The sequence below is a fragment of the Sphingomonas sp. SRI_018 genome, assembly GCF_057586275.1.
Genome location: NZ_JBYCZO010000006.1, coordinates 72,140 through 93,926 on the forward strand (window position 1 = coordinate 72,140; position 21,787 = coordinate 93,926).

The window sequence follows — 21,787 nt, forward strand, 5'->3', positions numbered from 1 at the left end:
CGCTTACATTCGTGTCAATGAGCGAGCCCGAGTCCGCCTGGCGCAGCGCCTATCACCATCCCGTTCCCTGGGATCGCGACTTCCCGCCGACGACGATGGTCGCGCTGTTCGAGGAGACGGCGGCGCGGGTGCCGGACGCGCCGCTGCTCGACTTCCTCGGCCGCCGCTACAGCTATGCCGAGACGCTGGACGGCGCCAACCGCGTCGCCTGCGGCCTGAAAGCGCTGGGCTATGGGCCGGGCGACCGCATCGGGCTGTTCCTGCCCAATGCGCCGCACTACGTCGCCGCCTATTACGGCATCCTCAAGCTCGGTGCGACGGTGGTCAACTTCTCGCCGCTCTACACCGTGGAGGAGCTGGCCCACCAGGTCGCCGATTCGGGCACGCGCCTCCTCTTCACCCTCTCCGCCACCGCGTTGCTGCCCAACGCGCTCAAGGTGCTGGAGGCGAGCAGCCTCGAGCGGCTGGTGGTGGGATCGGTCGCAGGTGCGCTGCCGCCGGCCAAGTCGCTGTTCTACCGCCTGTTCCGCGGCCGCGAGGTGACGCCGCGACCGCACGACGATCGCATCATCGCCTTCTCCCGCCTGATCGCCAACGACGGCGCCTGCCCGGTCCCGGACCTCGACCCCGATCGCGACCTCGCGCTGATCCAATATACCGGCGGCACCACCGGCACCCCAAAGGGGGCGATGCTGAGCCATCAGAACCTGTCGGCCAACGCGCGACAGGTGGCGCTGCTCGATCCGCATCCCGAGGAGGCGGACACGGTGCTGGGCGTGCTGCCCTTCTTCCACGTCTTCGCCAACACCTGCGTGCTCAACCGCACCGTCATCAAGGGCGGCGAGATCATCATGCTGCCGCGCTTCGACGCCGGCCAGGTGCTCGCCGCGATCCAGCGCACCCGGCCGCGCGCGATGCCGGGCGTACCGACGATGTACCAGGCGCTGCTCGACAGCCCACGCTTCGCCGGCACCGATTTCTCCTCGGTCAAATTCTGCATCTCGGGCGGCGCGCCGCTGCCGGCCGAGCTCAAGACGCGGTTCGAGGCGGCGACCGGATCGACCTTGATCGAGGGCTATGGCCTGTCGGAGAGCTCGGGCGTGATCTCGGCCAATCCTTATGCGGGACCGATGAAGCCCGGCATCGGCCAGCCGATCCCCGGCACGCGCGTGCACCTGGTCGACAAGGAGGACCCGACCCGTCCGCCACCCGAGGGCGAGCCGGGCGAGATCGTCGCGGCGGGGCCGCAGATCATGAAGGGCTATTGGCAGCGCCCCGACGCCGACGCCGAGGTGTTCGTCGACGATGCCGAGGGCACGCGCTGGCTGCGCACAGGCGATGTCGGCACGATCGACGAGGAGGGCTATGTCCGCATCGTCGACCGCCTCAAGGACATGATCGCGGTCAGCGGCTTCAAGGTGTTCCCTAGCCAGATCGAAGCGCTGCTGCACCATCATCCGGCGGTGAAGGAGGCGTTGGTGCTCGGCCTGCCCGATCCTTACCGCGGCGAGCATCCGCGCGCCTATGTCACGCTGCTCGACGGCGCGGCGGCGACCGGCGAGGAGCTGCGCGACTGGCTCAACCCGCAGCTCGGCAAGCACGAGCGGGTGGACGAGGTGGTGGTGCGGCTGACGCTGCCCAAGACGATGATCGGGAAGCTCAGCCGGAAGGATCTGAAGGCAGAGGTGATGGGCCACCCCTAATTCCTCCCCGGCACGGGGAGGGGGACCGCGCGACGAAGTCGCGTGGTGGAGGGGGCCCGGCCACAAGCGAATGGCCAAGATCAGGGCCCCCTCCACCATCGCTGCGCGATGGTCCCCCTCCCCGTGCCGGGGAGGAGCTGTTGCAATCCCCCCCGCCCCTGCCGCATAGCGGCGCCATGACAGAGGACAGTGCGGTCGAGGCGCTTTCGTTCGAGGAGGCGCTCAAGGAGCTGGAGGCGATCGTCGCCCGGCTGGAGAGCGGCGATGCCGCGCTCGACGAGGCGATCGCGCTCTACGAACGGGGGGACAAGCTGCGCCGGCAATGCGCCGCACGGCTCGATGCGGCGCAGGCGCGGATCGAGGCGGTAAGGCTCGATGCGAACGGGCAGCCCGCCGGCACCACCCCGTTCAACGCCGGGTGAGGACGGCGGTGGCGCAGGCGTCGCTGGCGCTCGGCGCCGCGCTGCGCGAGGCGGCGGCGGAAGTCGACCGCCAGCTCGACCTGCTGCTCGCCGTCCCCGACGATCCGCGCGCGGACCTCTACCGCGCCATGCGCCACGTCGCGATCGGCGGCGGCAAGCGGCTGCGCCCCTTCCTGACCATGTCGACCGCGGGCATGTTCGGCGTCGACCGCGACTGCGCCGCGCGCGCCGCCACCGCGATCGAGTGCATCCACGTCTACAGCCTGGTCCACGACGACCTGCCGGCGATGGACGACGACGACATGCGCCGCGGCAAGCCGACCGTCCACCGCGCCTTCGACGAGGCGACCGCGATCCTGGCCGGCGACAGCCTCCACGCGCTCGCCTTCGAGGTCGCCGCGCATGAGGCGACCCATCCCGACCCCTTCGTCCGTATCGAGCTGGTCGGCGAGATCGCCCGCGCCGCCGGCCCGGCGGGCATGGCCGGCGGCCAGATGATGGACCTCGAGGCGGAGAAGGCGAGCTTCGACCTCGCCACCGTCACCCGGCTCCAGGCGCTCAAGACCGGCGCGCTGATCGGCTGCTCGGTCGAGGCGGGCGCGATCCTCGGCCGCGTGCCGCCCGAGGCGCGCACGGGGCTGCGCGGCTATGCCCGCGACATCGGCCTCGCCTTCCAGATCGCCGACGACATCCTTGACGTCGAAGGCAGCGAGGATGCCGCCGGCAAGCGGCTGCGCAAGGACGAGGCGGCCGGCAAGGAGACCTTCGTCACCCTGCTCGGCCTCGACCGCGCGCGGGCGCAGGCGGCGCTGCTGGTCGAGCAGGCGGTGGAGCATCTGCGCAGCTACGGACCCGAGGCCGACCTGCTGCGCGACGTCGCGCGCTACGTTCTGGAGAGAGACCGCTAAATGACCCGAATCGGCGTCTACCCCGGCACCTTCGACCCGATCACGCTGGGCCATATGGACATCATCCGCCGCGGCGCGAAGCTGGTCGACCGGCTGGTGATCGGCGTCACCACCAATCCGTCCAAGTCGCCGATGTTCTCGGTCGAGGAGCGGATGGCGATGGTGCAGCGCGAGGTGGCGGCGATCGGCAACGGCGAGATCCATGTCGTCGGCTTCGATTCGCTGCTGATGGACTTCGCCGAGCGCGAGGGGGCGAGCGTCATCGTGCGCGGCCTGCGCGCCGTCGCCGACTTCGAGTACGAATATCAGATGGCGGGCATGAACCAGCAGCTCAACAGCCGCGTCGAGACGGTGTTCCTGATGGCCGACGTCTCGCTGCAGCCAATCGCGAGCCGGCTGGTCAAGGAGATCGCGATCTACGGCGGCGACATCGCCAAGTTCGTGACGCCCGCGGTGAAGGCGGAAGTCGATGCGCGGGTTGCCCAGTTGGGGCGCAAGGGCGCTCACTGACCGGCTTAGCGGCGGCCTCGACCGTCACCCCGGACTTGTGCCGGGGCCCACGATGCAGTCGAGGACTGGTTTCGAGAATATTGCCGGAATCTCGACGCTATTCCTCGCGGAAACGTGGATGCCGGAACAAGTCCGGCATGACGACGGAGGGTCGAGACCTAGCGGTACGCCGTCAGCCCGCCCTTGTCGTTCAGCGAATAGAGCGTCGAGTTCGCCACCGTCAGCGGCAGGCCGAAGCGGCCCTTGGTCTCGAGCGTGTAGCCGACCGTGCCGTCGGTGGGCGATGCCGAGACGATCTGGCCTTGCGAATTCGCCAGCCACAGCTTGCCGCCGGCGAGCACCGGGCCGATCCACGCGATCGGGTCCTTCTGCTTCTTCTCCTTGCGGTATTTGCGCAGCTGGCTGATCCAGCGGATCTTGCCGCTGGCGCGCGCGAGGCAGATCAGGCGGGCATCGTCGGTGACGACGAAGATCCACTCGCCCGCGACCCACGGCGTCGAGATGCCGGCGATATTCTGTTCCCACAGGCGCTGGCCGGTCACCAGCTCCAGCGCGACCATGCGGCCGCCCTGGCCGACCGCATAGGCGCGGCCCTGGTCGATCACCGGCTCGGCATCGATGTCCGACAGGCTCGACACCGAGGTCGAGATGCTGCTGCGCGACAGCGTATCGGCCCAGACGCTGCTGCCGTTCTCATAGCGATAGGCGTTGAGCTCGCCCGAGGAGAAGCCGGCGACGACGGTGCCCTGCGCCGCGGCTGGCGCGGCGACGCCGAAGACGCCCTGCGATTCGAGGCTGCCCGCCTGGGTCCACACCACGCTGCCGTCGGCCTGGTTGAGCGCGAACAGCTGGTTGTCCTGGCTCAGCACGTAGATGTTTCCGTTGGCGAGCGTCGGCGCGCCACGCAGCGGACCGCCGGGCTTGGCGCGCCACAGCACCGCGCCGTTGCTGGCGTCGAGCGCCACCACGTCACCGAGACCGTTGGTCGCGAACACCTTGCCGCCCTCGGCGCTGGCGCCGCCGCCGAAGCGGGCGCGGGCGTTCTTCTTGGCTTCCTTCTTGTCCTTGCCGGCGCCTGCGGTCTCGACCGTCCACAGTTTCGCGCCCATATTGGCGTCGAAGGCATGGACCATGCCCTCGGTATCCATCACGAACAGCTTGCCGCCGTCGACGGTCGGCGCGGCGGCAAGGCGGACGCGGGTGTCGCCGCCCGGAATCTGTGCGCGCCAGATCTGACGCGGCGCGTCGGCGAGCGCGAGATGGCCCATCGATTTGGCGGCGTTCCCGCCCGGCTGGTTCCAGCTCTCGTTGGCGGCCGGCGGCGGCAGCACCACCTCGATCGCGGCGATCGACTTGTCGGACGAGATCGAGTTCTCGCTCATCAGGATCGGCACGCGTTCGCCGAGCACCGGCGTCTTTTTCTTGCCGCCCTTGAAGACGCCGCAGCCGCTCAGGCCCGCAACCAGCGCGAGCGCGGTGCACGCGGTGACAAACTTCCTCATTGAGCCTTCTTTTCCTCAGGTTGCGCGACCGCGTCGACCCCCAGTACGCCGGCCATCTGAACCGCGCGTTGACGAACCGACGCCGGCACCGTCTCATCCTTGGCGATGTCGCCGAACATGCGGCCGGCCAGGTCCTTGCGGTTCGTACGCAGATAGGCGACCGCGGTCATCTCCGCGGCGCTCGCGAAATAGGGGTTTCCCTTGACGGCGAAGGGACGCAGACGATCGATCACCACCTGCGGCTGGAGCGAGTCATACTCAGCCAGCGTCTGGCGGATGAGCGCGAGATTGCGCAGCGGCTCGGCGGCCGAGCCGTCGTTCGCGACCTCGGCGAACCTGGCCGCGGCGGCCTTGAGGTCGTTCTTCTGGAGCGCGAGGTCCGCGAGCGTGAACTTGGAGAGCGCGGCATAGCCCGGCGTCCCCTCCTTCGCGAGCTGCTCGAGCATCGGGCGCGCAGCCTCGGTCCGCCGGTTGCCGAGCTCGTCGAGCGCCTTGTTGAAGGTGATGCTCTGCTCGCCGGCCTTGGCCTCTCGGTGCGACTGCCAATAGAGCCAGCCGCCGAACGCGGCGAGCGCCAGCACGACCACGGCGACGATGGCGATGCCCCAGCGGCGCCACAGCGCGACCGCCTGATCGCGGCGCAGCTCATCGTCGACCTCGCGGAAGAATGCTTCGTTGGATTGCGGGCTCAGCGCCACGGACAGGCTACTCCAGGGGGATGATCGGCGGCGGACCTTAGCCGCGTGCTGGCCGAAGGGAAAGCGTTCAGGGTTTCGGCGCGTATACCTGTTCGGGACCGGGGAATTCGCGCGCCCGCACCTCGCCCGCATAGGTCTCGACCGCGGCGGAAATGCGGCCGGCGAAATCCTCGTAGCGCTTCACGAAGCGGGCGGTGCGCTCGAACATGCCGAGCATGTCGTCGATCACCAGCACCTGCCCGTCGCATTCGGCCGAGGCGCCGATGCCGATCACCGGACAGCCGACCGCGGCGACGATCTCCTTGGCCAGCGGTTCGACCACGCCCTCCACCACCAGCGAGAAGGCGCCGGCCTCGGCGATCGCGCGGGCGTCGTCGATGATCTGCGCGTGTTCCGCGTTGGAGCGCCCGCGCGCGCCATAGCCGCCGAGCGCGTTCACCGCCTGCGGCGTCAGGCCGACGTGTCCCATCACCGGGATGCCGCGCCGGGTGAGGAAGGCGACGGTCTCGGCCATCGTCTCGCCGCCCTCCAGCTTCACGCCGGCCGCCCCGGTCTCGGCGAGCACGCGGGAGGCGGTGGCGAAAGCCTGTTCCGGCGAACCCTCGTAGCTGCCGAACGGCAGGTCGATGATCACCACGGCATGATAGCTGCCGCGCACCACCGCGGCGCCGTGCGCGCACATCATCTCCACCGTCACCGGCAGGGTCGAGGGCAGGCCGTAGATCACCTGGCCCAGGCTGTCGCCGACCAGCAGCATGTCGCAGTGCGAATCGAGCAGCTGCGCCATCCGCGCGGTGTAGGCGGTGAGCATCACCAGCGGCTCCTTCCCCTTGCGCGCGGTGATTGCGGGCACGGTGAGGCGCTTCATCGGCGCCGGCGTGGGGTGCGCGCGGCTGGTCGAGGTGTCGAGGGTGAAGGTGGTCGACATGGGCCCAGCCCTACGGCCTGCCCTCCCTACTGGCAATGGTTGGGCCGACTGCCGGTCTGTACCCCCTCAGGAAATCCAGCCGCGCCGCCGTGCGAGGCCGGCGAACCAGATCTCGACCAGCGCGATGACGAGGATCAGGATCGGGAACGGCAGCACCGCCGCCGCGCCCTTGTGGGCGATGAGATCGGTGGCGAGGAAGGCATAGCCGAACTGCACGACGATCGCGATCGCCGAGACGATGAACAGCAGCCGCGCCGCCGCCGACCGCGCAAGCAGCGCCAGCGCACCGAGCAGCGCCGTGCCGACCGCGATCGCATAGACGTAGTTGTACCAGGCCGGCAGCGAGGCATAGAGCGCGCGGTTGTATTCGGCGTTGGCGGGATCACCCCAGGCGTCGGCGCCGATCCTGAATTGCTGGTAGCAGGCCCAGCACCCCATCGCTCCCCACAGCAGGAACAGTATCGCGACGATCCAGAACCACGCCGGAGGCCGCTGCTTGAGATAGGTCGCCATCCGTCATCCCCTCTTTGTCCGGTCGCAAGAGTACCGGATCGGGGGCGGTTCCGCTAGGGAAAGACGGCCCCGTAACGATCAGGATCGAAGCCGACCAGCAACGGCCCCGCCCCTTCGATCACCGGGCGCTTGATGAGCGAGGGATGCTCGGCCATCAGTGCGAGCGCCTTGGCCTCGTCGACATTCTCGCGGTCGGCGTCGGGCAGCTTGCGGAAGGTGGTGCCGGCGCGGTTGAGCAGCTTCTCCCAACCGACCTGCTTCGCCCAGGCGGCGAGCTTCTCGGCCGGCACGCCGTCGGTCTTGTAGTTGTGGAAACCATAGGTCACGCCGGCGGCATCGAGCCATTTGCGCGCCTTCTTGACGGTATCGCAGTTGGGGATGCCGTACATGGTTAACGTCATTCGAGCCTCATCCATTTTGCCTACACTTCCGCATAGCGCTCGCGACAAAAGAAGGCAGCAGTTCGCCGATCGATCAGCTGCGGAGCTCGCTCGGGCCTTAGATCAAACTTAACGGCCGCGAGGCGATAGAGCCGGAAAAAGCGGAACAGACCCCATGCGCACTCTTCTCTCCCCTCTGCTTCTCGTCTCGATGCTGACGGCCGCTGATAGCGCCATCGCTCAAACGCGGCCGCCACAGGACCCCGACATGCCCATCACCTTCGCCAACGTCATTCCGGACGTATGCCTTGGGGTGGCCTCCACCAATGCGTCGCCTTCACAGGCGATATTGGAGCGGTTACCAAAACGACCGGTGGAAATTGCCGACAGGTATCCGCACGTCCCGGTCTGGTATCGGCTCAAGAAGAAACCCGAAAACATCTTCATCGGCGTGGGCGACAAACCGAACCTATGCCATATCGTGATGACGAATTCCAAGGACGGCCGCCAATCCTTTAGCGCCGCCTGGGCACTGCTCCGCTCCGCCGGTTATTCGAGTACATGGGCAGCTGACGGGTCTGCGGTTCTCGTCCTGATTAGGAAGGCTGCCACAGGCAACTCACTCATACTGCTGAACGGTCTGACCAATGCTACGGATGGCGTAGGCCCGCAGGTATCGGTCGATGTCGGGTCCGCAACCGATGAGCAATTGCGCTTATTGCTGGGAAGAAAATAGCGGGTCCGTTTGGCCGCGCACCTGACCGCCGCGGGTCAATCTCCAAGGAAGCGACCAAGCGTCACCACCGGCTGCGGTTCTAGCCCCAGCGCCGCGTAGAAGGCGAGCGCCGCGTCGTTGCCTTCGCGGACCATCAGCTGGACCTTGGGCGCGCCGCGCTCGCGCAGCCATGCCTCCGCCGCCGCCATCAGCATGCGGCCGAGGCCGGCGCGGCGCGCGTCGGGCGCGACGGCGAGGTAATAGACCCAGCCGCGATGGCCGTCGAAGCCGGTCATCACGCTGCCGGCGATGCGTCCGGCGCGCTCGGCGACCAATATGGTCGAGGCAGGGCCGTCCGCTGCCAGCACGAAATCACGGTCAGGATCGTTCCACGGGCGCGTCAGCCCGCATTCGCGCCACAGCGCGACCACGGCCGCCTGGTCCTCCGCCTTCGCCGTACGGATCATGCCGCGCCCGCCGCATGACGCTCGAGCATCGCCGCCTCGCGGTCGAACACGTCGAAGCCCCAGGCGCGGGTGGCGGCGAATACCTCGACATGGCGGAGCAGCATCGCACATTGCCGGAAATGCGCCGCGGTCGCGCCGAGCGTCGGGAGGTAGAGGCCGCGGTAGCTGTTCTCCATCACCGCCGCCATCGCCTCGCTGCCACGCAGGGGCAGGATGCGGCCCTCCCCGTCCTCGGCGCGCGCCAGGGTATAGAGGCGGCGGAGGGGGACCGGCCGCGCATCGGCGGTCCGTCCGATCGGCACATGGAATTTCTCCAGCCCCTCGACGGCGCGGTCGAGCGCGGCGGGATCGTGGCCGAAGGCGTGGGCCGCGTCCTCCCACAGCTTGAGCCGCGGCAGGCCCGGCCAGGCGAGCGGCACGCCGGCATCGTCGAAGCCGACCACGCAGACGTCGTCGCACAGCACGGGATAGCCGGCGCGCTGGAAGTGCGCGGCGAGCGTCGACTTGCCCGCGCCCGACTGGCCGGTGAAGGCCACCGCGCCGCCGCCCTCGACCACGATCGCGTTGGCGTGGAGCGGCAGCAGCCCGCGCTGATAGACGAGGATGCCGAGCGCCGAACCCAGCAGGAATAGCCGTACGTTGCGCTCCGCCGCGCCCGGCAGCGGGTCGACCACGATCTCCCGCCCCTCGCGGATCAGGTAGCGCGCGTTGCCGGTGACGGTGAGCAGCGCCTCGCCGTCCGCGGCCTGGAGCCCATGGACCGCCGGCGGTGCCCCCGCGAGCAGCTCGGGCAGCTTGCCCAGCCTGATCTCCACGATCGGCCGCGCGTCGTCGGGATCGTCGGCGGGCGTGAGCTCGCCGAGCGGAATCTCGGAGCGGAGGCGGAAATCGAAGCAGGAGAAGAGCACGCCTCAGGCCATCCCCTGCCGGATGCGCCACAGCGTGAACAGCCCGATCCCCATCCAGATCACGTTGAGCGTCGCCGAGGGGATCGCGCCGTTCCAGCCGCTGTTGAGCACGAACGCCGCGGCGCCGGCGACGTTCAGCCACTGGTAGAGCCGCGACTGACCGGTGAGCCGCCCCGCCGATAGCAGCAGATAGGCGATCAGGATCAGCGCGGCGCCGGTCCAGCCGACGATCTCGATCGCGATGCGCTCGGGGCTCAGTCCCATGGGCCTCCTATTGCCCAGCCGCCCCGCCTCGGCAAGCGAGCGGCCGGAAGTAGGAACCAAAACGGGCCTTCATCGATAATGGAAGCAGCGGGAGGTATCGACGTGACGAAGCGATGGTGGGAGGCCGGGTGCGTCTATCAGGTCTATCCGCGCTCGTTCCAGGACAGCAACGGCGACGGCGTCGGCGACCTCGTCGGCATCCGCCAGCGGCTCGACCATATCGCCGACCTCGGCGTCGACGCGATCTGGCTGTCGCCGATGTTTCCCTCGCCGATGGCCGATTTCGGCTATGACGTCGCCGATTACTGCGGCGTCGACCCGCTGTTCGGGACGATCGAGGATTTCGACGCGCTCCTCGCCGCCGCGCATGAGCGCGGGCTCAGGCTGCTGCTCGACTTCGTGCCCAACCACAGCTCCGACCGGCACCCCTGGTTCATCGAGAGCCGCTCGTCGCGCGCCTCGCCCAAGCGCGACTGGTACATCTGGCGCGATCCCGCCCCCGACGGCGGGCCGCCCAACAACTGGACAAGCGATTTCGGCGGTTCGGCCTGGGAGCACGACCCGGCGACCGGCCAATATTACTACCACGCGTTCCTGAAGGAGCAGCCCGACCTCAACTGGCGCAACCCGGAGCTGCGCCGGGCGATGTTCGACGCGATGCGTTTCTGGCTCGACCGCGGCGTCGACGGCTTCCGCATCGACGTGCTGTGGCACATCGTCAAGGCCGAGGGCTTTCCCGACAATCCGGTCAACCCGGACTATCACCCGTCGATGGGCGAGAAGTTCATGGTGCTCCAGCTCAACTCGACCGACCAGCCGGAGGTGCACGACCTGATCGCCGAGATGCGCGCGCTCGCCGACAGCTATGGCGGCGGCGACGAGCGGGTGCTGGTCGGCGAGGTCTGCCTGCCGCTGTCGAAGCTCGTCACCTATTACGGCGCGCAGGCGAAGGGCGTGCACCTGCCCTTCAACTTCGAGCTGATCGAGGCGCCGTGGCACGCACGCGGCATCGCGAACTTCATCGATGCCTATGAGGCCGCGCTGCCGCCCGGCGCCTGGCCCAATTGGGTGCTGGGGAGCCACGACGCGCGCCGCGTCGCCGCGCGGCTGGGCGAGGCGCAGGCGCGGGTCGCGGCGATGCTGCTGCTCACGCTGCGCGGCACGCCGACGCTCTACCAGGGGGACGAGATCGGGATCGGCGAGGTCGTGCTCGGCCCCGATCAGGTGCGCGATCCCAAGGAGCTGCGCGAGCCGGGGCTCGGCCTCGGCCGCGATCCGGCGCGGACGCCGATGGCGTGGGACGGTTCGGCCAATGCCGGCTTCACCGCCGGCACGCCCTGGCTGCCGCTCCATCCCGACTGGCCGACCCGCAATGTCGCGGCGCAGCGGGAGGACCCGGCATCGATGCTCAGCCTCTACCGGCGCCTGCTCCGCCTCAGGCGCGGCCGCCCGGCGCTGTCGATCGGCAGCTACGCCCCCGTCGAGGCCGAGGGCGACGTGCTCGCCTATCTGCGGCGTGGCGGCGGGGAGGAGTTCCTGGTCGTATTGAACCTCGGCGGCGAACCGCAGGCGATGCCGGAGATCGCACGAGACTACGCGCCGCTCCTCTCGACCATTCACGGCGACCTGCCCGCGGACCGCACGCGGCTGCGGCCGAACGAAGCCATTCTATCGATCCGACGCTAGGAGGTGATGCTTGCGCGTTGCGATGCTGAGCTCGATTTCATGGCGCACCCCGCCCCGCGCCTATGGCCCCTGGGAGCTGGCGACCAGCCTGCTCACCGAGGCGCTGGTCGCGCGCGGGGTCGACGTCACGCTGTTCGCGACCGCCGATTCGATCACCGCCGGCCAGCTCGAGGCGGTCGTGCCGCGCGGCTATTCGGAGGCCCCGGGGCTCGACGCCAAGGTACAGGAGATCCTGCACATCGCCCATCTGTTCGAGCGCGCGGACGAGTTCGACCTCATCCACAATCAGGCGGACTTCATGCCGCTAACCTTCTCGCGGCTGGTCGCGACGCCGATGGTGACGACGATCCACGGCTTCTCGTCGGAACGGATCGTGCCGGTCTACCGGCGCTATGACGACCGCGTCGCCTATGTCGCGATCAGCGAGGCCGATCGCCACCCGGACCTCCGCTATGCCGCGACCATCCACCACGGCATCCGGATCGAGGATTTCCCCTTCGATCCGGTGGGCGGTCCCGATCTCGTCTTCTTCGGCCGCATCCACCCCGACAAGGGCGCCGGCGAAGCAATCCGCGCCGCGCTCGCCTCGGGGCACAAGTTGAGGATGGCGGGCATCGTGCAGGACCAGAGCTATCACGAGCGCGAGGTCGCCCCATTCGTCGACGGCGATCGCGTGATCCACCTCGGCGTCGTCGGGGGCGCCGATCGCGCGCGGACGCTGGGAGAGGCGAAGGCGCTGCTCCACCTCATCGGCTTCGAGGAGCCGTTCGGCCTGTCGGTCGTCGAGGCGCTCGCCTGCGGCACGCCGGTGATCGCCTATCCGCGCGGATCGATGCCGGAGCTGATCGAGGATGGCGTGACCGGCTTCCTCGTCCGCGATCTCGACGAGGCCGTCGCGGCGATCGGGCGGATCGGCGAGATCGACCGCACCGCCTGCCGCCGGGCGGCGGAGGAGCGCTTCTCGGTCGAGCGGATGGCGGATGAGTATCTGGCGCTCTATCGGCGGATCCTCGATGAGGCGGATCGAGCCAGCTTCCAGAGTCTGTCCGGTTCAGATTGAAGCAGCGTCAGTGCTCCTGCGAAGGCAGGAGCTTTGGCTGCAAGCGACACCCGGTAATCCAGGGCTCCTGCCTTCGCAGGAGCACGAGTTCACTTCATTTGAACGGACTCTAGACGGGATTCTCGCAGGCATCCGCCCGTGCCAGCAGAAAGGTTCTTTCGCGCGCGTTGCGGGTCAGCGCGGCCGCAGCCTCGAATTCCGCACGCGCCTCGGCCAATCGGCCGGCCCGGAACAGGAAGTCGCCTCTCGCCGCCGGCAACGGCGCATAGTGGCGGAGAGCGGCGGCGTCGGCGATCTCGTCCACCAGCCGGAGGCCCGCTTCGGGCCCGAACGCCATGCTGTGGGCGATCGCGCGATTGAGGTCGACCACGGGTGAGGGCGCCACGACGCGCAGCCGGTCATAGAGTGCGGCGATGCGCGGCCAGTCGGTATCTTCGGCCCGGCGCGCGCGGGCGTGGCAGGCGGCGAGCGCAGCCTGCAGCACATAGGGGCCGCAATCCTCGGCACCGGCCAGCGCTTCGGCCCGGGCCAGCGCGGCGAGGCCCCGCTCGATCAGCAAATGGTCCCAGCGCCCGCGATCCTGCTCGGTCAGCGGCACGAACGCGCCATCGGGACCGATGCGTGCGGGCAGGCGCGATGCCTGGATCTCCATCAGGGCCAGCAGGCCGAGCACCTCGGCATCCTCGGGCATCAGCCCCGCCAGGATACGGCCCAGCCGCTGCGCCTCCTGGGCCAGGCTCGGCCGGACGAGGTCGTCGCCGGCGGTGGCGGCATAGCCTTCGTTGAAGATGAGATAGACGACTTCGAGCACCGAGGGCAGCCGCATCGTCCGTTCGGCGCCCCGCGGGACCTCGAAGCGCAATCCGGCCTTGGCGATCGCCTTCTTCGCGCGAACGATGCGCTGGGCGATGGTCGCCTCGCTCGACAGGAAGGCGCGGGCGATCTCGTCGATCGTCAGGCCGCCGACCACCCGCAGGGTGAGCGCCGCGCGGGCATCCGGTGACAACATGGGGTGACACGCCGCGAAGATGAGGCCCAGCAGCTCGTCGCCGAGATCGTCGTCCATCGCCGCGATCGCCTGCGCCTCGTCGTCGCAGATGTCGTCCTGCTCCCGCGCGATCTCGTCATGCTTGCGTGCCCGCATCTTGTCGCGGCGGATCGCGTCGATGGCGCGGCGCTTGGCCGCCGTCATCAGCCAGGCGCCGGGATTGGCCGGAACGCCCGTCCTCGGCCATTCGGCGAGCGCGACGATCAGCGCGTCCTGCGCCAGCTCCTCCGCACGGTCGATGTCACGCACCAGCCGGGCCAGGCCCGCAATGAGCCTGGCCCGCTCGATGCGGAAGGTCGCCTCGATCGCCTGATGCGTCTCGCCTGCGGTCACGCCGCCTTTTCGGCCAGGACCGCGGGCGGGACAAGCCGGTTCCCGCGAGCGGGATCAGGCGACGCCGAGCTTCCCGCGCTCGCCCTCACGGGGCGTCGCCAGCTTCTCGGGCGTCACGTACTCTGCCAGATCGGCCTCCTCGTAGAACGGCCGGATCTCGATCTCGCTCGGGCCCATCATGGGATTGGGGCAGCGCTTCGTCCAGGCCACGGCCTCATCCATGTCCCTGACCTCCCAGATCCAGAAGCCGGCGACCAGCTCTCGGGTCTCGGCGAACGGCCCGTCGATGACCGTGCGGCCCGGACCATCGAAGGCGACGCGCTTACCCTCGGCGCTGGGCTTGAGCCCGGCCCCGGCCACTAAAACGCCGGCCTTGACCAGTTCCTCGTTGAACCGGCCCATCGCCTCGAACATCTCCAGCGTCTCGGGCGTGGGGGCCATGCCCTTTTCGCTGTCCTCGGTGGCTTTCACGAACACCATCACACGCATCGTCTGTCTCCTTGTTCTGAGCCGGCCCCTCTTGGCCTCTCATCGGGACGACGAACGAGCTTGTCGGGAATCGACAGCGTTCCGCAAATTTTTCTCAAGCCGCCCAAACCCGCGTCGAAGCGATCGCTCTTCCAGGAAAGCCCGCCGCAGGTTTGCTGCCATTTCCTGCTTTACATGTCGTTGCAACCAGCACGCCGCCGATCGTTCCCATATCGCCGTGCGGCGGTCGATCGCCTTCATCCTATCAAGTCCCCGGCTGGATGTAGGGCACGCGCGCGAACAGCTCGCGCTGCCATTGGCGCGGATCGTTCTCGACCCGGCTGGCCGTGTCGAAGATCATCGTCGCGCGCGTCTGGAGGTCGTACTTGGGCCAGCGCGGCAGGCCGGCATGGTTGGGATCGCCGGTCCGCGCGAAGGCGACATAGCTGTCCTGCACCGCCTTGGACGCCGCGCGCGCGTCGGCGCCGGTGCCGGTCTGCGATCCCGGCGCGTCGAGCGTGCCGAACGCGAGCGGGATATCCATCGTGTGCATCGCCCCCCGCCGCGGATCGGTGCGCGAGGCGAAGTCGACCTGATAGACCCAGGCGGGCGCGCCGGCGCGGGCGCGCTCCTCCGCCTCGATCACCTGGCCGCGCCAGCTCCGCCCGGCGGTGGTCGCGTCCCACATCACCTGCTCGGGCGACCAGGTGGGATAGCGCTCGCGATATCGCGCGACGACCCACTCGGGCAGGATGTCGATGCGCAGCTGCGGCGCCATGCGCTCGGCGATGTTGCTCCAGTCGAGGCCCTGCATCGTCGGGCTGTCCGGGGCGATGAAGGCACCCGTCTCCTGCTTCGTATTGCCGAGGATCATCGGGATGGCGAGTGACTGCGGGTTGGCGTCGGGCCAGAACGGGTGGCGCACCAGCCATGTCATATCGAGCACCGGCCCGAAATAGACGCCGCCGCCGAGGATCGGGTCGGTCGCGGCGAGGCCGTCGACCAGCTTCTCCGCCGGCATCGCCAGCAGCGCGTCGATGCCCGGATCGCCGAGCCTGGCGAGGAAGGCGCGGGTGCGCGCGGTGGCGTTGAGCGGGCCGGAGGCGGTGACCTGCTGTCCGCTCATGGTGACCGCACGGTGGAACAGGCCCTTGGCGGCAGGCATCCCCATCATCGTCGCGATCTTGGCGCCGCCGCCCGACTGGCCGAACACCATCACGCGCCTGGGATCGCCGCCGAACGCCGCGATGTTGTCCTGCACCCATTTGAGCGCGAGGATCAGGTCGAGCTGGCCGCAATTGCCGCTGTCGGGAAAGCGCGGATCGAGCCGGGCAAGATAGAGATAGCCGAAGACGTTGAGACGGTGGTTAACGGTGACAACCACCACGTCCTGCTCGCGCGCGAGCCGACTGCCGTCGTAGAGCGCGCTCGATCCGGTGCCGGAGGAATAGGCGCCGCCATGGATGTAGAACATCACCGGCTTCGGCGCGCTGCCGCGCCCGGTCGTCCAGACGTTGAGGACGAGGCAATCCTCGCTCGCGGTGACGCCGGGCACGTCGCCGCGATAGCCCTGCCCTGCCTGTGGGCACGACGGACCGAAGGCGAGTGCCCGCACCGGCGCCGGCGCGCGCGGCTCAGGCTCGGGCGCCATGAAGCGCTTCGCCCGGCCGTAGCGGATGCCGCGGAACACCGTCACGCCGTCCGCCTGCCGGTCGCCGACGAAGGTTCCGGCGGGGGCGGTCACCTCGGAGCCCGACTGCCCCCAGGCAGCGCTCGGCAAGGTCAACGCCAGCCCCGCCGCCATCACCGTGCGACGCGAAACATTCCCCTCCGTCATCGTCCCCTCCCCATATCTGCGGATGCGGGCGGCGGCGGGTCAGCGCCGGACGTCGGCTCCACCCTGCAAGGCCTGATCGAGATCGCGCTGTCCGAACAGCGAGGCGTCGCCCGGCAGCGAATGCTTGAGTATGGTGAGCGCGAGGCCGGTGCGCGCCGCCGCCTCGATGCTCTCGCCGCGGCGCAGCGCGTGCAGCACGCCGACCGCGAAGGCGTCGCCGGCACCGATCCGGTCGACGATGCCGGTCACCGCCACCTCCTCGGTCTGGGCGGTGCCGTCGCGCGTGTCGATGCGCGCAGAGAGGCGGTGATGGTCGCTGTCGATGACGTGGCGCGCGGTCGAGGCGATCGTCCGGAGCTTGGGGAAGGCGTCGAAAGCCGCCTCCGCCGCCTCGCGCCGCCTCGCCTCGCCGTCGCCGGAGAAGGGCTTGTCGAGCAGCAGCGCGATATCGCGATGGTTGCCGAACATGAGGTCGGCATGGGCCACCAGCCGCGACAGGATCGCGCGGGGATCGCTGTCCCACCGCTCCCACAGTTTGCCGCGCCAGTTGCCGTCGAACGACACCGGGATACCGCGCGCGCTCGCCGCCTCGGCCGCCGCGACCGCTGCCTCGGCCGGCACCGGTCCCAGCGCCGGGGTGATGCCCGACAGGTGCAGCCGGTCGGCGCCTTCGAGCAACCGGTCCCAGTCCCAGCTCGCGACCGGCGCCTCGGCGAAGGCGGAATGGGCGCGGTCGTAGACGACGTCGGTCGCGCGGAGGCCGGCGCCGCTCGTCACGAAATAGAGGCCGATGCGTTCGCCGCTCAACTGGATGCCCGAGCAATCGACGCCGTGCCCGCGCAGCGTCGTCAGCGCGCCACGGCCGAGGTCGTTGTCCGGCACCGCGCTCACCATCGCCACATCGTGCCCGAGCCGCGCGAGCCCGGTGACGAGGTTCGCCTCGGCGCCCGCCACCCATACGTCGAGCTTCGGCGTCTGCAGCAAGAGCTCGCGGCCCGGTGGCGACAGGCGCAGCATGATCTCACCGAAAGCCACAAGCGTCATGCCTCTCCTCCTTCGTCATGCCGGACTTGGTCCGGCATCCACCGAGCCGCAAAGGCTGCCGCTTGGGGCATAGTGGACCCCGGCACAAGGCCGGGGTGACGATGGGAATGCGGCAACGTCATCGTGCCAGCCAGCCGCCGTCCACTGCGAGGATATGGCCTTGGACGTAGTCTGAGGCCCGGCTCGCCAGGAACACCGCGGCGCCGCCGAGGTCGCTGGCATCGCCCCAGCGCCCCGCCGGAATGCGGTCGAGGATCGCCTTGTTGCGCACCTCGTCCGCCTGCAGCGCGGCGGTGTTGTTGGTCGCGATATAGCCGGGCGCGATCGCGTTGACGCTGACGCCCTTGGCCGCCCATTCGTTGGCGAGCAGCTTGGTGAGGCCGCCGATGCCCGACTTGGACGCGGTGTAGCTCGGCACGCGGATGCCGCCCTGGAAGGTCAGCATCGAGGCGATGTTGATGATCTTGCCCGACCCTTGCGCGATCATGTGCCGACCTGCCGCCTGGCAGAGGAAGAACACCGACTTGAGGTTGGTGTCGACCACCGCGTCCCAATCCTCCTCGGTAAAGTCGACAGCGTCGGCGCGGCGGATGATGCCGGCGTTGTTGACGAGGACATCTAGCCCACCGAGCTTGTCCACAGTCTCATCCACGACCCTTTGCACAGGTTCGATGGTCGAGAGGTCGGCGGAGACGATCTCGGCGCGCCGGCCGAGCGCGCGCGCCTTCTCCACGGTCTCGCTCGCCGGTGTGCGGCCGACGGCGGCGATGTCCGCCCCCGCCTCCGCCAGCGCCAGCGCGATCGCCTGGCCGATGCCGGTGTTGGCCCCGGTGACCACCGCCACCTTGCCGGAAAGATCGAAGGGATTGGTCATGCGAGCTGGCAGATGTCGAGGACGTTCATGTCGGTATAGTCCTGGTTCTCGCCGGCCATCGCCCAGATGAAGGCATAGGACTTGGTCCCGGCGCCCATGTGGATCGACCATGGCGGGGAGATCACCGCCTCCTCGTTCTGCATGACGATGTGCCGGGTCGCCTCGCCCTCGCCCATGAAGTGCATCACGCGGTCGGTGTCGGTATTGTCGAGCTCGAAGTAGAAATAGATCTCGCTGCGGCGCTCGTGGATATGCGGCGGCATGGTGTTCCACACGCTGCCGGGCTTGAGCACGGTCAGGCCCATCACCAGCTGCGCGCTGTCGCACACGCCCGGGATGACGAGCTGGAAGATGGTGCGCTCGTTCGATTCCTCCAGGCTGCCGCGCTCCAGCGCGTTGGCGTCGGCGATCGAGACCTTGCGCGTCTGGAACGCCTTATGCGCCGGGCACGACGCGAGGTAGAAGCGCGCGCCCTCGCCCGAAAACTGCACGTCCTTCGCCCCCATGGTGACGTAGAGGCAGTCCTTGTTGCCGAGCGTGAACGCCTCGCCGTCGACGGTGACGGTGCCGTCCACCTTGCCGACGTTGACGATCGCCAGCTCGCGCCGCTCGAGGAACGGATGGCCCGCGGCCGACGGCGGCTCGGTCTGGTCGGGCAGCTTGACCGGGCTCGCCCCCACCGCGACGCCGCCGATCACGAAACGGTCGGCGTGGGTGTAGTTCAGCACGCACTCGCCCGCACGGAACAGGTCCTGGATCAGGTAACGGTCGCGCAGCTCCTCGTTGCTGACGCACTCCATCATGTCAGGATGCGTGGCGTAATAGGTCCGGTCGAACATGAACGAGGCTCCGTCTTCGGGTCAGGCCGCCTGGGCGGCGAAATGGGGGTCGTCGATCTTGTAGGCGCGGCGCACCAGGCCGCTGGTCAGCTCCTCGGCCAGCTCGGCCGCTTCCCAGTCGGCCAGGCGGCCCTCGGCCACCAACCGTGCGAGGAAGGCGCAGTCAACCCGCCGCGCGACGTCATGCCGCGCCGGGATCGACAGGAAGGCGCGGGTGTCGTCGTTGAAGCCGACGGTGTTGTAGAAGCCGGCGGTCTCGGTCGTCATCTCGCGGAACCGGCGCATCCCCTCGGGGCTGTCGTGGAACCACCAGGCGGGGCCCAGCTTCAGGCACGGGTAATGGCCGGCGAGCGGCGCCAGCTCGCGCGCATAGGTGCTCTCGTCGAGCGTGAACAGGATCACCGACAGCCGGCTGTCGTTGCCGAACCGGTCGAGCAGCGGCTTCAGCGCGTGGACATAGTCGGTGCGCGTCGGGATGTCGGCGCCCTTGTCGCGGCCATGGCTGGCGAACAGGCCGGCATTGTGGTTGCGGCAGGAGCCGGGGTGGATCTGCATCACCATGCCGTCCTCGACCGACATCGCCGCCATCTCGGTCAGCATCTGCGCGCGGAACAGCTCGGCGTCGGCCGGAGTCCAGTCGCCGCCGACGATGCGGCGGAACAGCGCCTCCGCCTCCTGCGGCGACAGGTTGGCGGTGGCGGCGGTGGGATGGCCGTGATCGGTCGCGGTGGCGCCCGCGGCGCGGAAATCGGCGCGACGCTTGCGGTGCGCGGCGAGATAGCCGCTCCAGCCGTAGACGTCCTCGCCGGTCAGCTCGGCGAAGCGCGCCATCGCGGGCTTGAATGCCTCATGCTCGACGTCGATCACGCCGTCGGGGCGATAGGTGGTGACGACCCGCCCGCCCCAGCCCGAGCGGCGGATCGCATGATGATGACCGAGGTCGTCCTGCGCGCCTTCGGTGGTGGCGAGGAAATCGATGCGGAACCGATCGAACAGCGCCCGCGGGCGGAACGCCTCGGTCGCCAAGGCCGAGCCGATGGCGTCGTAATAATGGTCGGCCGTCGCCGCCTCCAGCGCGACGTCGATCCCGAACACCTCGGCGAAGACATGGTCGAGCCACAGCCGCGACGGCGTGCCGCGGAACAGGTGGTAGTTGGCCGCGAACAGCCGCCACGCCGCGCGCGGATCGGTCGCCGGCGGCCCATTCCGATCGGGCACCCCGAGCGCGTCGAGCGCGATGCCCTGGCTGTAGAGCATCCGGTAGAGATAATGGTCGGGCGCGAGCAGCAGCGTGGTCGCGTCGGTCCATGCCGTATCCTCGGCGAACCAGCGCGGATCGGTATGGCCGTGCGGACTCACGATCGGCAGCTCGGTGATGCCGGCGTATAGGCTGCGGGCAATCGCGCGTGTCGCCGCGTCCGCCGGAAACAGCCGATCGGGGTCGAGCTCCAGTCGCCGTGCCATCACATCGTCTCCTCACGCTTTCTCAGGAGCGCCGCGGGCGCTCTGGTAACCGGTGTCAGATTGCGGTGCAACCACTAGGGCGTGGTGCAACCGCTCCCGCCGCCCCACCCGTCCGTTCAATCGCGCGGCGGCGCGACCGATGCACGGCGGATGAGCGTCGACAGGAACATCGACGGCTCCTGCACGACATTCTCGTCGTTGTCGACCGGGTCCGCGATCAGCTTGAGCGCGGCCGATCGCGCCATCGAGGCGATCGGCCAGCGCACCGTCGTCAGCGGCGGCCAGATGTGCGCCGCGATCGGCGTGTCGTCGAACCCGATCACCGAGAGGTCGCGCGGCACATCGAGCCCGCGCTGGCGCGCGACATGGACCACGCCCGCCGCCATCTCGTCGTTCGAGGAGAAGATCGCGGTCGGCCGCGGCATCAGGTCGAGCAGCCGCTCGGCCGCGACCACGCCCGATTCGAAGGTGTAGTTGCCGTCCGCGACCATGCTGCGCGGGAGCGCGATCCCGGCGGCGGACAGCGCTTCCTCGAACCCCGTCCGCCGCTCGCGCGCCGAGCGGAAGCCGTGCGGGCCGCTCACCAACCCGATGCGGCGATGGCCCTGCGCGATCAGATAGTCGGTCGCGGCGCGCACCGCCTCGCGGTCGTTGGATGCGACCATATGCTCGTCGCTGTCGAGCATCGCCGACCCCATGCGCACGTAGCGGCAGCCGATCGCGTCGCACAGCTGGGCGACGGTGTCGTTCTCGCTGACCGGCGGCATCAGCAGCACGCCGAACAGCCGCTGCCGCTCGAGGAAATGGCGCAGGTCGTCCAGCATCGTCGCCGAACCGCGGTTGAGCGGGCGCACCACCATCTCGAACTCGGTGCCGTGCAGCGCCTCCAGCATGCCCTGCTGCACGTTCATCACGGTCTGGGCATTGGGGTTGTCGTGGACGAGGCCGATCAGAAAATTGCGCCGGAGCGCCAGCGCGCGCGCCTGAGGATTGGGGATGTAGCCGAGATCGCTGATCACCTCCTCGACCTTCCGGCGCGTCTCGTCGTTGAGTAGCGGCGAGCGGTTGATCACCCGGCTGACCGTCTTCTTGGAGACCCCCGCCACGCGGGCGACATCGTTGATCGTGGGTTGCGCGGACTTCTTCATGCGCAAGGGATACGCCGATCCTGCGCCGGTGCAACGGCGGTGGTGGTGGCTGCCCGTCCGGGAGGGGC

22 protein-coding genes and 1 pseudogene are annotated in these 21,787 nt (G+C 69.0%); 7 read left to right on the forward strand and 16 right to left on the reverse strand.

The annotated features are described in order from the left end of the window. Positions 1-17 precede the first annotated feature (17 nt). From AC2YHA_RS18885 to coaD, 4 genes are all read left to right on the forward strand, one after another. Positions 18-1,703 (forward strand): AMP-binding protein, encoded by a 1,686-nt coding sequence (locus AC2YHA_RS18885; protein ID WP_487402866.1) that lies wholly within the window; start codon positions 18-20, stop codon positions 1,701-1,703. A gap of 176 nt (positions 1,704-1,879) precedes the next feature. Then, a complete protein-coding gene (locus tag AC2YHA_RS18890) occupies positions 1,880-2,125 on the forward strand; it encodes an exodeoxyribonuclease VII small subunit (protein WP_233783668.1) in 246 nt (81 codons plus the stop codon). An 8-nt stretch (positions 2,126-2,133) separates the two neighbouring features. Continuing rightward, complete coding sequence (locus tag AC2YHA_RS18895; protein ID WP_487402867.1) at positions 2,134-3,033, forward strand: polyprenyl synthetase family protein; 900 nt, start codon at positions 2,134-2,136, stop codon at positions 3,031-3,033. Then, a complete protein-coding gene (gene coaD, locus AC2YHA_RS18900; protein ID WP_233783670.1) occupies positions 3,034-3,543 on the forward strand; it encodes a pantetheine-phosphate adenylyltransferase in 510 nt (169 codons plus the stop codon). 158 nt (positions 3,544-3,701) lie between these two features. On the opposite strand, the gene AC2YHA_RS18905 is transcribed toward coaD, so the two are convergent. The 5 genes from AC2YHA_RS18905 to AC2YHA_RS18925 all read right to left on the reverse strand — a co-directional run bounded on the left by AC2YHA_RS18905 (position 3,702) and on the right by AC2YHA_RS18925 (position 7,585). Continuing rightward, positions 3,702-5,045, reverse strand: coding sequence for a PQQ-like beta-propeller repeat protein (locus AC2YHA_RS18905; protein ID WP_487402868.1), 1,344 nt, complete (start codon positions 5,043-5,045; stop codon positions 3,702-3,704). Beyond that, positions 5,042-5,743 (reverse strand): tetratricopeptide repeat protein, encoded by a 702-nt coding sequence (locus tag AC2YHA_RS18910; protein ID WP_487402869.1) that lies wholly within the window; start codon positions 5,741-5,743, stop codon positions 5,042-5,044. The genes AC2YHA_RS18905 and AC2YHA_RS18910 overlap by 4 nt, the downstream gene beginning before the upstream one ends. A gap of 67 nt (positions 5,744-5,810) precedes the next feature. Continuing rightward, a complete protein-coding gene (gene panB / locus AC2YHA_RS18915; protein WP_487402870.1) occupies positions 5,811-6,671 on the reverse strand; it encodes a 3-methyl-2-oxobutanoate hydroxymethyltransferase in 861 nt (286 codons plus the stop codon). A 66-nt stretch (positions 6,672-6,737) separates the two neighbouring features. Continuing rightward, positions 6,738-7,184, reverse strand: coding sequence for a hypothetical protein (locus AC2YHA_RS18920; protein ID WP_487402871.1), 447 nt, complete (start codon positions 7,182-7,184; stop codon positions 6,738-6,740). A 53-nt stretch (positions 7,185-7,237) separates the two neighbouring features. Beyond that, entirely contained in the window at positions 7,238-7,585 is a 348-nt protein-coding gene (locus tag AC2YHA_RS18925) for an ArsC family reductase (protein ID WP_487402872.1), read from the reverse strand. A gap of 154 nt (positions 7,586-7,739) precedes the next feature. Between AC2YHA_RS18925 and AC2YHA_RS18930 the strand changes: the two genes are divergently transcribed. After that, positions 7,740-8,300: a hypothetical protein gene (locus tag AC2YHA_RS18930; protein WP_487402873.1), complete on the forward strand. Its 561-nt coding sequence runs from the start codon at positions 7,740-7,742 to the stop codon at positions 8,298-8,300. A 35-nt stretch (positions 8,301-8,335) separates the two neighbouring features. On the opposite strand, the gene AC2YHA_RS18935 is transcribed toward AC2YHA_RS18930, so the two are convergent. Genes AC2YHA_RS18935 through AC2YHA_RS18945 form a run of 3 tightly spaced genes read right to left on the reverse strand, consistent with a single transcriptional unit; the run spans position 8,336 to position 9,918 of the window. Continuing rightward, positions 8,336-8,746, reverse strand: a complete 411-nt coding sequence (locus tag AC2YHA_RS18935) for a GNAT family acetyltransferase (RefSeq protein WP_487402874.1) — start codon at positions 8,744-8,746, stop codon at positions 8,336-8,338. Then, positions 8,743-9,654 carry a hypothetical protein gene (locus AC2YHA_RS18940; protein ID WP_487402875.1) on the reverse strand — a complete coding sequence of 304 codons (912 nt, stop codon included), beginning with the start codon at positions 9,652-9,654 and terminating at the stop codon, positions 8,743-8,745. Before AC2YHA_RS18940 ends, AC2YHA_RS18935 begins: the two co-directional genes overlap by 4 nt. A 3-nt stretch (positions 9,655-9,657) precedes the next feature. After that, complete coding sequence (locus AC2YHA_RS18945; RefSeq protein ID WP_487402876.1) at positions 9,658-9,918, reverse strand: CBU_0592 family membrane protein; 261 nt, start codon at positions 9,916-9,918, stop codon at positions 9,658-9,660. Between the two features lie 78 nt (positions 9,919-9,996). On the opposite strand from AC2YHA_RS18945, the gene AC2YHA_RS18950 reads away from it, so the two are divergent. Together AC2YHA_RS18950 and AC2YHA_RS18955 are read left to right on the forward strand one after the other, a co-directional pair. Then, positions 9,997-11,604 (forward strand): alpha-amylase family glycosyl hydrolase, encoded by a 1,608-nt coding sequence (locus AC2YHA_RS18950; protein ID WP_487402877.1) that lies wholly within the window; start codon positions 9,997-9,999, stop codon positions 11,602-11,604. Between the two features lie 10 nt (positions 11,605-11,614). Further along, complete coding sequence (locus AC2YHA_RS18955) at positions 11,615-12,664, forward strand: glycosyltransferase family 4 protein (RefSeq protein WP_487402878.1); 1,050 nt, start codon at positions 11,615-11,617, stop codon at positions 12,662-12,664. A 109-nt stretch (positions 12,665-12,773) separates the two neighbouring features. Here AC2YHA_RS18955 and AC2YHA_RS18960 read toward each other — a convergent pair whose 3' ends face one another. The 8 genes and pseudogenes from AC2YHA_RS18960 to AC2YHA_RS18995 all read right to left on the reverse strand — a co-directional run bounded on the left by AC2YHA_RS18960 (position 12,774) and on the right by AC2YHA_RS18995 (position 21,719). After that, positions 12,774-14,045, reverse strand: a complete 1,272-nt coding sequence (locus AC2YHA_RS18960; protein WP_487402879.1) for an RNA polymerase sigma factor — start codon at positions 14,043-14,045, stop codon at positions 12,774-12,776. A gap of 126 nt (positions 14,046-14,171) precedes the next feature. Further along, positions 14,172-14,534, reverse strand: a pseudogene (locus AC2YHA_RS18965) (YciI family protein); the annotation flags it as partial. Between the two features lie 244 nt (positions 14,535-14,778). After that, a complete protein-coding gene (locus AC2YHA_RS18970; RefSeq protein WP_487402880.1) occupies positions 14,779-16,350 on the reverse strand; it encodes a carboxylesterase/lipase family protein in 1,572 nt (523 codons plus the stop codon). 39 nt (positions 16,351-16,389) lie between these two features. After that, positions 16,390-17,394, reverse strand: coding sequence for a sugar kinase (locus AC2YHA_RS18975; protein WP_487402881.1), 1,005 nt, complete (start codon positions 17,392-17,394; stop codon positions 16,390-16,392). A gap of 118 nt (positions 17,395-17,512) precedes the next feature. Continuing rightward, entirely contained in the window at positions 17,513-18,268 is a 756-nt protein-coding gene (gene kduD, locus AC2YHA_RS18980) for a 2-dehydro-3-deoxy-D-gluconate 5-dehydrogenase KduD (RefSeq protein WP_487402882.1), read from the reverse strand. After that, positions 18,265-19,107, reverse strand: a complete 843-nt coding sequence (kduI, locus tag AC2YHA_RS18985) for a 5-dehydro-4-deoxy-D-glucuronate isomerase (RefSeq protein ID WP_487402883.1) — start codon at positions 19,105-19,107, stop codon at positions 18,265-18,267. Before kduI ends, kduD begins: the two co-directional genes overlap by 4 nt. Positions 19,108-19,128: 21 nt before the next feature. Further along, complete coding sequence (gene uxaC, locus AC2YHA_RS18990; RefSeq protein WP_487402884.1) at positions 19,129-20,571, reverse strand: glucuronate isomerase; 1,443 nt, start codon at positions 20,569-20,571, stop codon at positions 19,129-19,131. Positions 20,572-20,687: 116 nt separating this feature from the next. Then, complete coding sequence (locus AC2YHA_RS18995; RefSeq protein ID WP_487402890.1) at positions 20,688-21,719, reverse strand: LacI family DNA-binding transcriptional regulator; 1,032 nt, start codon at positions 21,717-21,719, stop codon at positions 20,688-20,690. Positions 21,720-21,787: the final 68 nt, after the last annotated feature.

Bases quoted from the DNA above. Each gene is read 5' to 3' on its own strand.
- AC2YHA_RS18885 (WP_487402866.1), top strand. From the start codon at position 18: ATGAGCGAGCCCGAGTCCGCCTGGCGCAGCGCCTATCACCATCCCGTT.
- AC2YHA_RS18890 (WP_233783668.1), top strand. From the start codon at position 1,880: ATGACAGAGGACAGTGCGGTCGAGGCGCTTTCGTTCGAGGAGGCGCTC.
- coaD (WP_233783670.1), top strand. From the start codon at position 3,034: ATGACCCGAATCGGCGTCTACCCCGGCACCTTCGACCCGATCACGCTG.
- AC2YHA_RS18905 (WP_487402868.1), bottom strand. From the start codon at position 5,045: ATGAGGAAGTTTGTCACCGCGTGCACCGCGCTCGCGCTGGTTGCGGGC.
- panB (WP_487402870.1), bottom strand. From the start codon at position 6,671: ATGTCGACCACCTTCACCCTCGACACCTCGACCAGCCGCGCGCACCCC.
- AC2YHA_RS18920 (WP_487402871.1), bottom strand. From the start codon at position 7,184: ATGGCGACCTATCTCAAGCAGCGGCCTCCGGCGTGGTTCTGGATCGTC.
- AC2YHA_RS18925 (WP_487402872.1), bottom strand. From the start codon at position 7,585: ATGACGTTAACCATGTACGGCATCCCCAACTGCGATACCGTCAAGAAG.
- AC2YHA_RS18930 (WP_487402873.1), top strand. From the start codon at position 7,740: ATGCGCACTCTTCTCTCCCCTCTGCTTCTCGTCTCGATGCTGACGGCC.
- AC2YHA_RS18935 (WP_487402874.1), bottom strand. From the start codon at position 8,746: ATGATCCGTACGGCGAAGGCGGAGGACCAGGCGGCCGTGGTCGCGCTG.
- AC2YHA_RS18945 (WP_487402876.1), bottom strand. From the start codon at position 9,918: ATGGGACTGAGCCCCGAGCGCATCGCGATCGAGATCGTCGGCTGGACC.
- AC2YHA_RS18950 (WP_487402877.1), top strand. From the start codon at position 9,997: ATGGAAGCAGCGGGAGGTATCGACGTGACGAAGCGATGGTGGGAGGCC.
- AC2YHA_RS18970 (WP_487402880.1), bottom strand. From the start codon at position 16,350: ATGACGGAGGGGAATGTTTCGCGTCGCACGGTGATGGCGGCGGGGCTG.
- AC2YHA_RS18975 (WP_487402881.1), bottom strand. From the start codon at position 17,394: ATGACGCTTGTGGCTTTCGGTGAGATCATGCTGCGCCTGTCGCCACCG.
- kduD (WP_487402882.1), bottom strand. From the start codon at position 18,268: ATGACCAATCCCTTCGATCTTTCCGGCAAGGTGGCGGTGGTCACCGGG.
- kduI (WP_487402883.1), bottom strand. From the start codon at position 19,107: ATGTTCGACCGGACCTATTACGCCACGCATCCTGACATGATGGAGTGC.
- uxaC (WP_487402884.1), bottom strand. From the start codon at position 20,571: ATGGCACGGCGACTGGAGCTCGACCCCGATCGGCTGTTTCCGGCGGAC.
- AC2YHA_RS18995 (WP_487402890.1), bottom strand. From the start codon at position 21,719: ATGAAGAAGTCCGCGCAACCCACGATCAACGATGTCGCCCGCGTGGCG.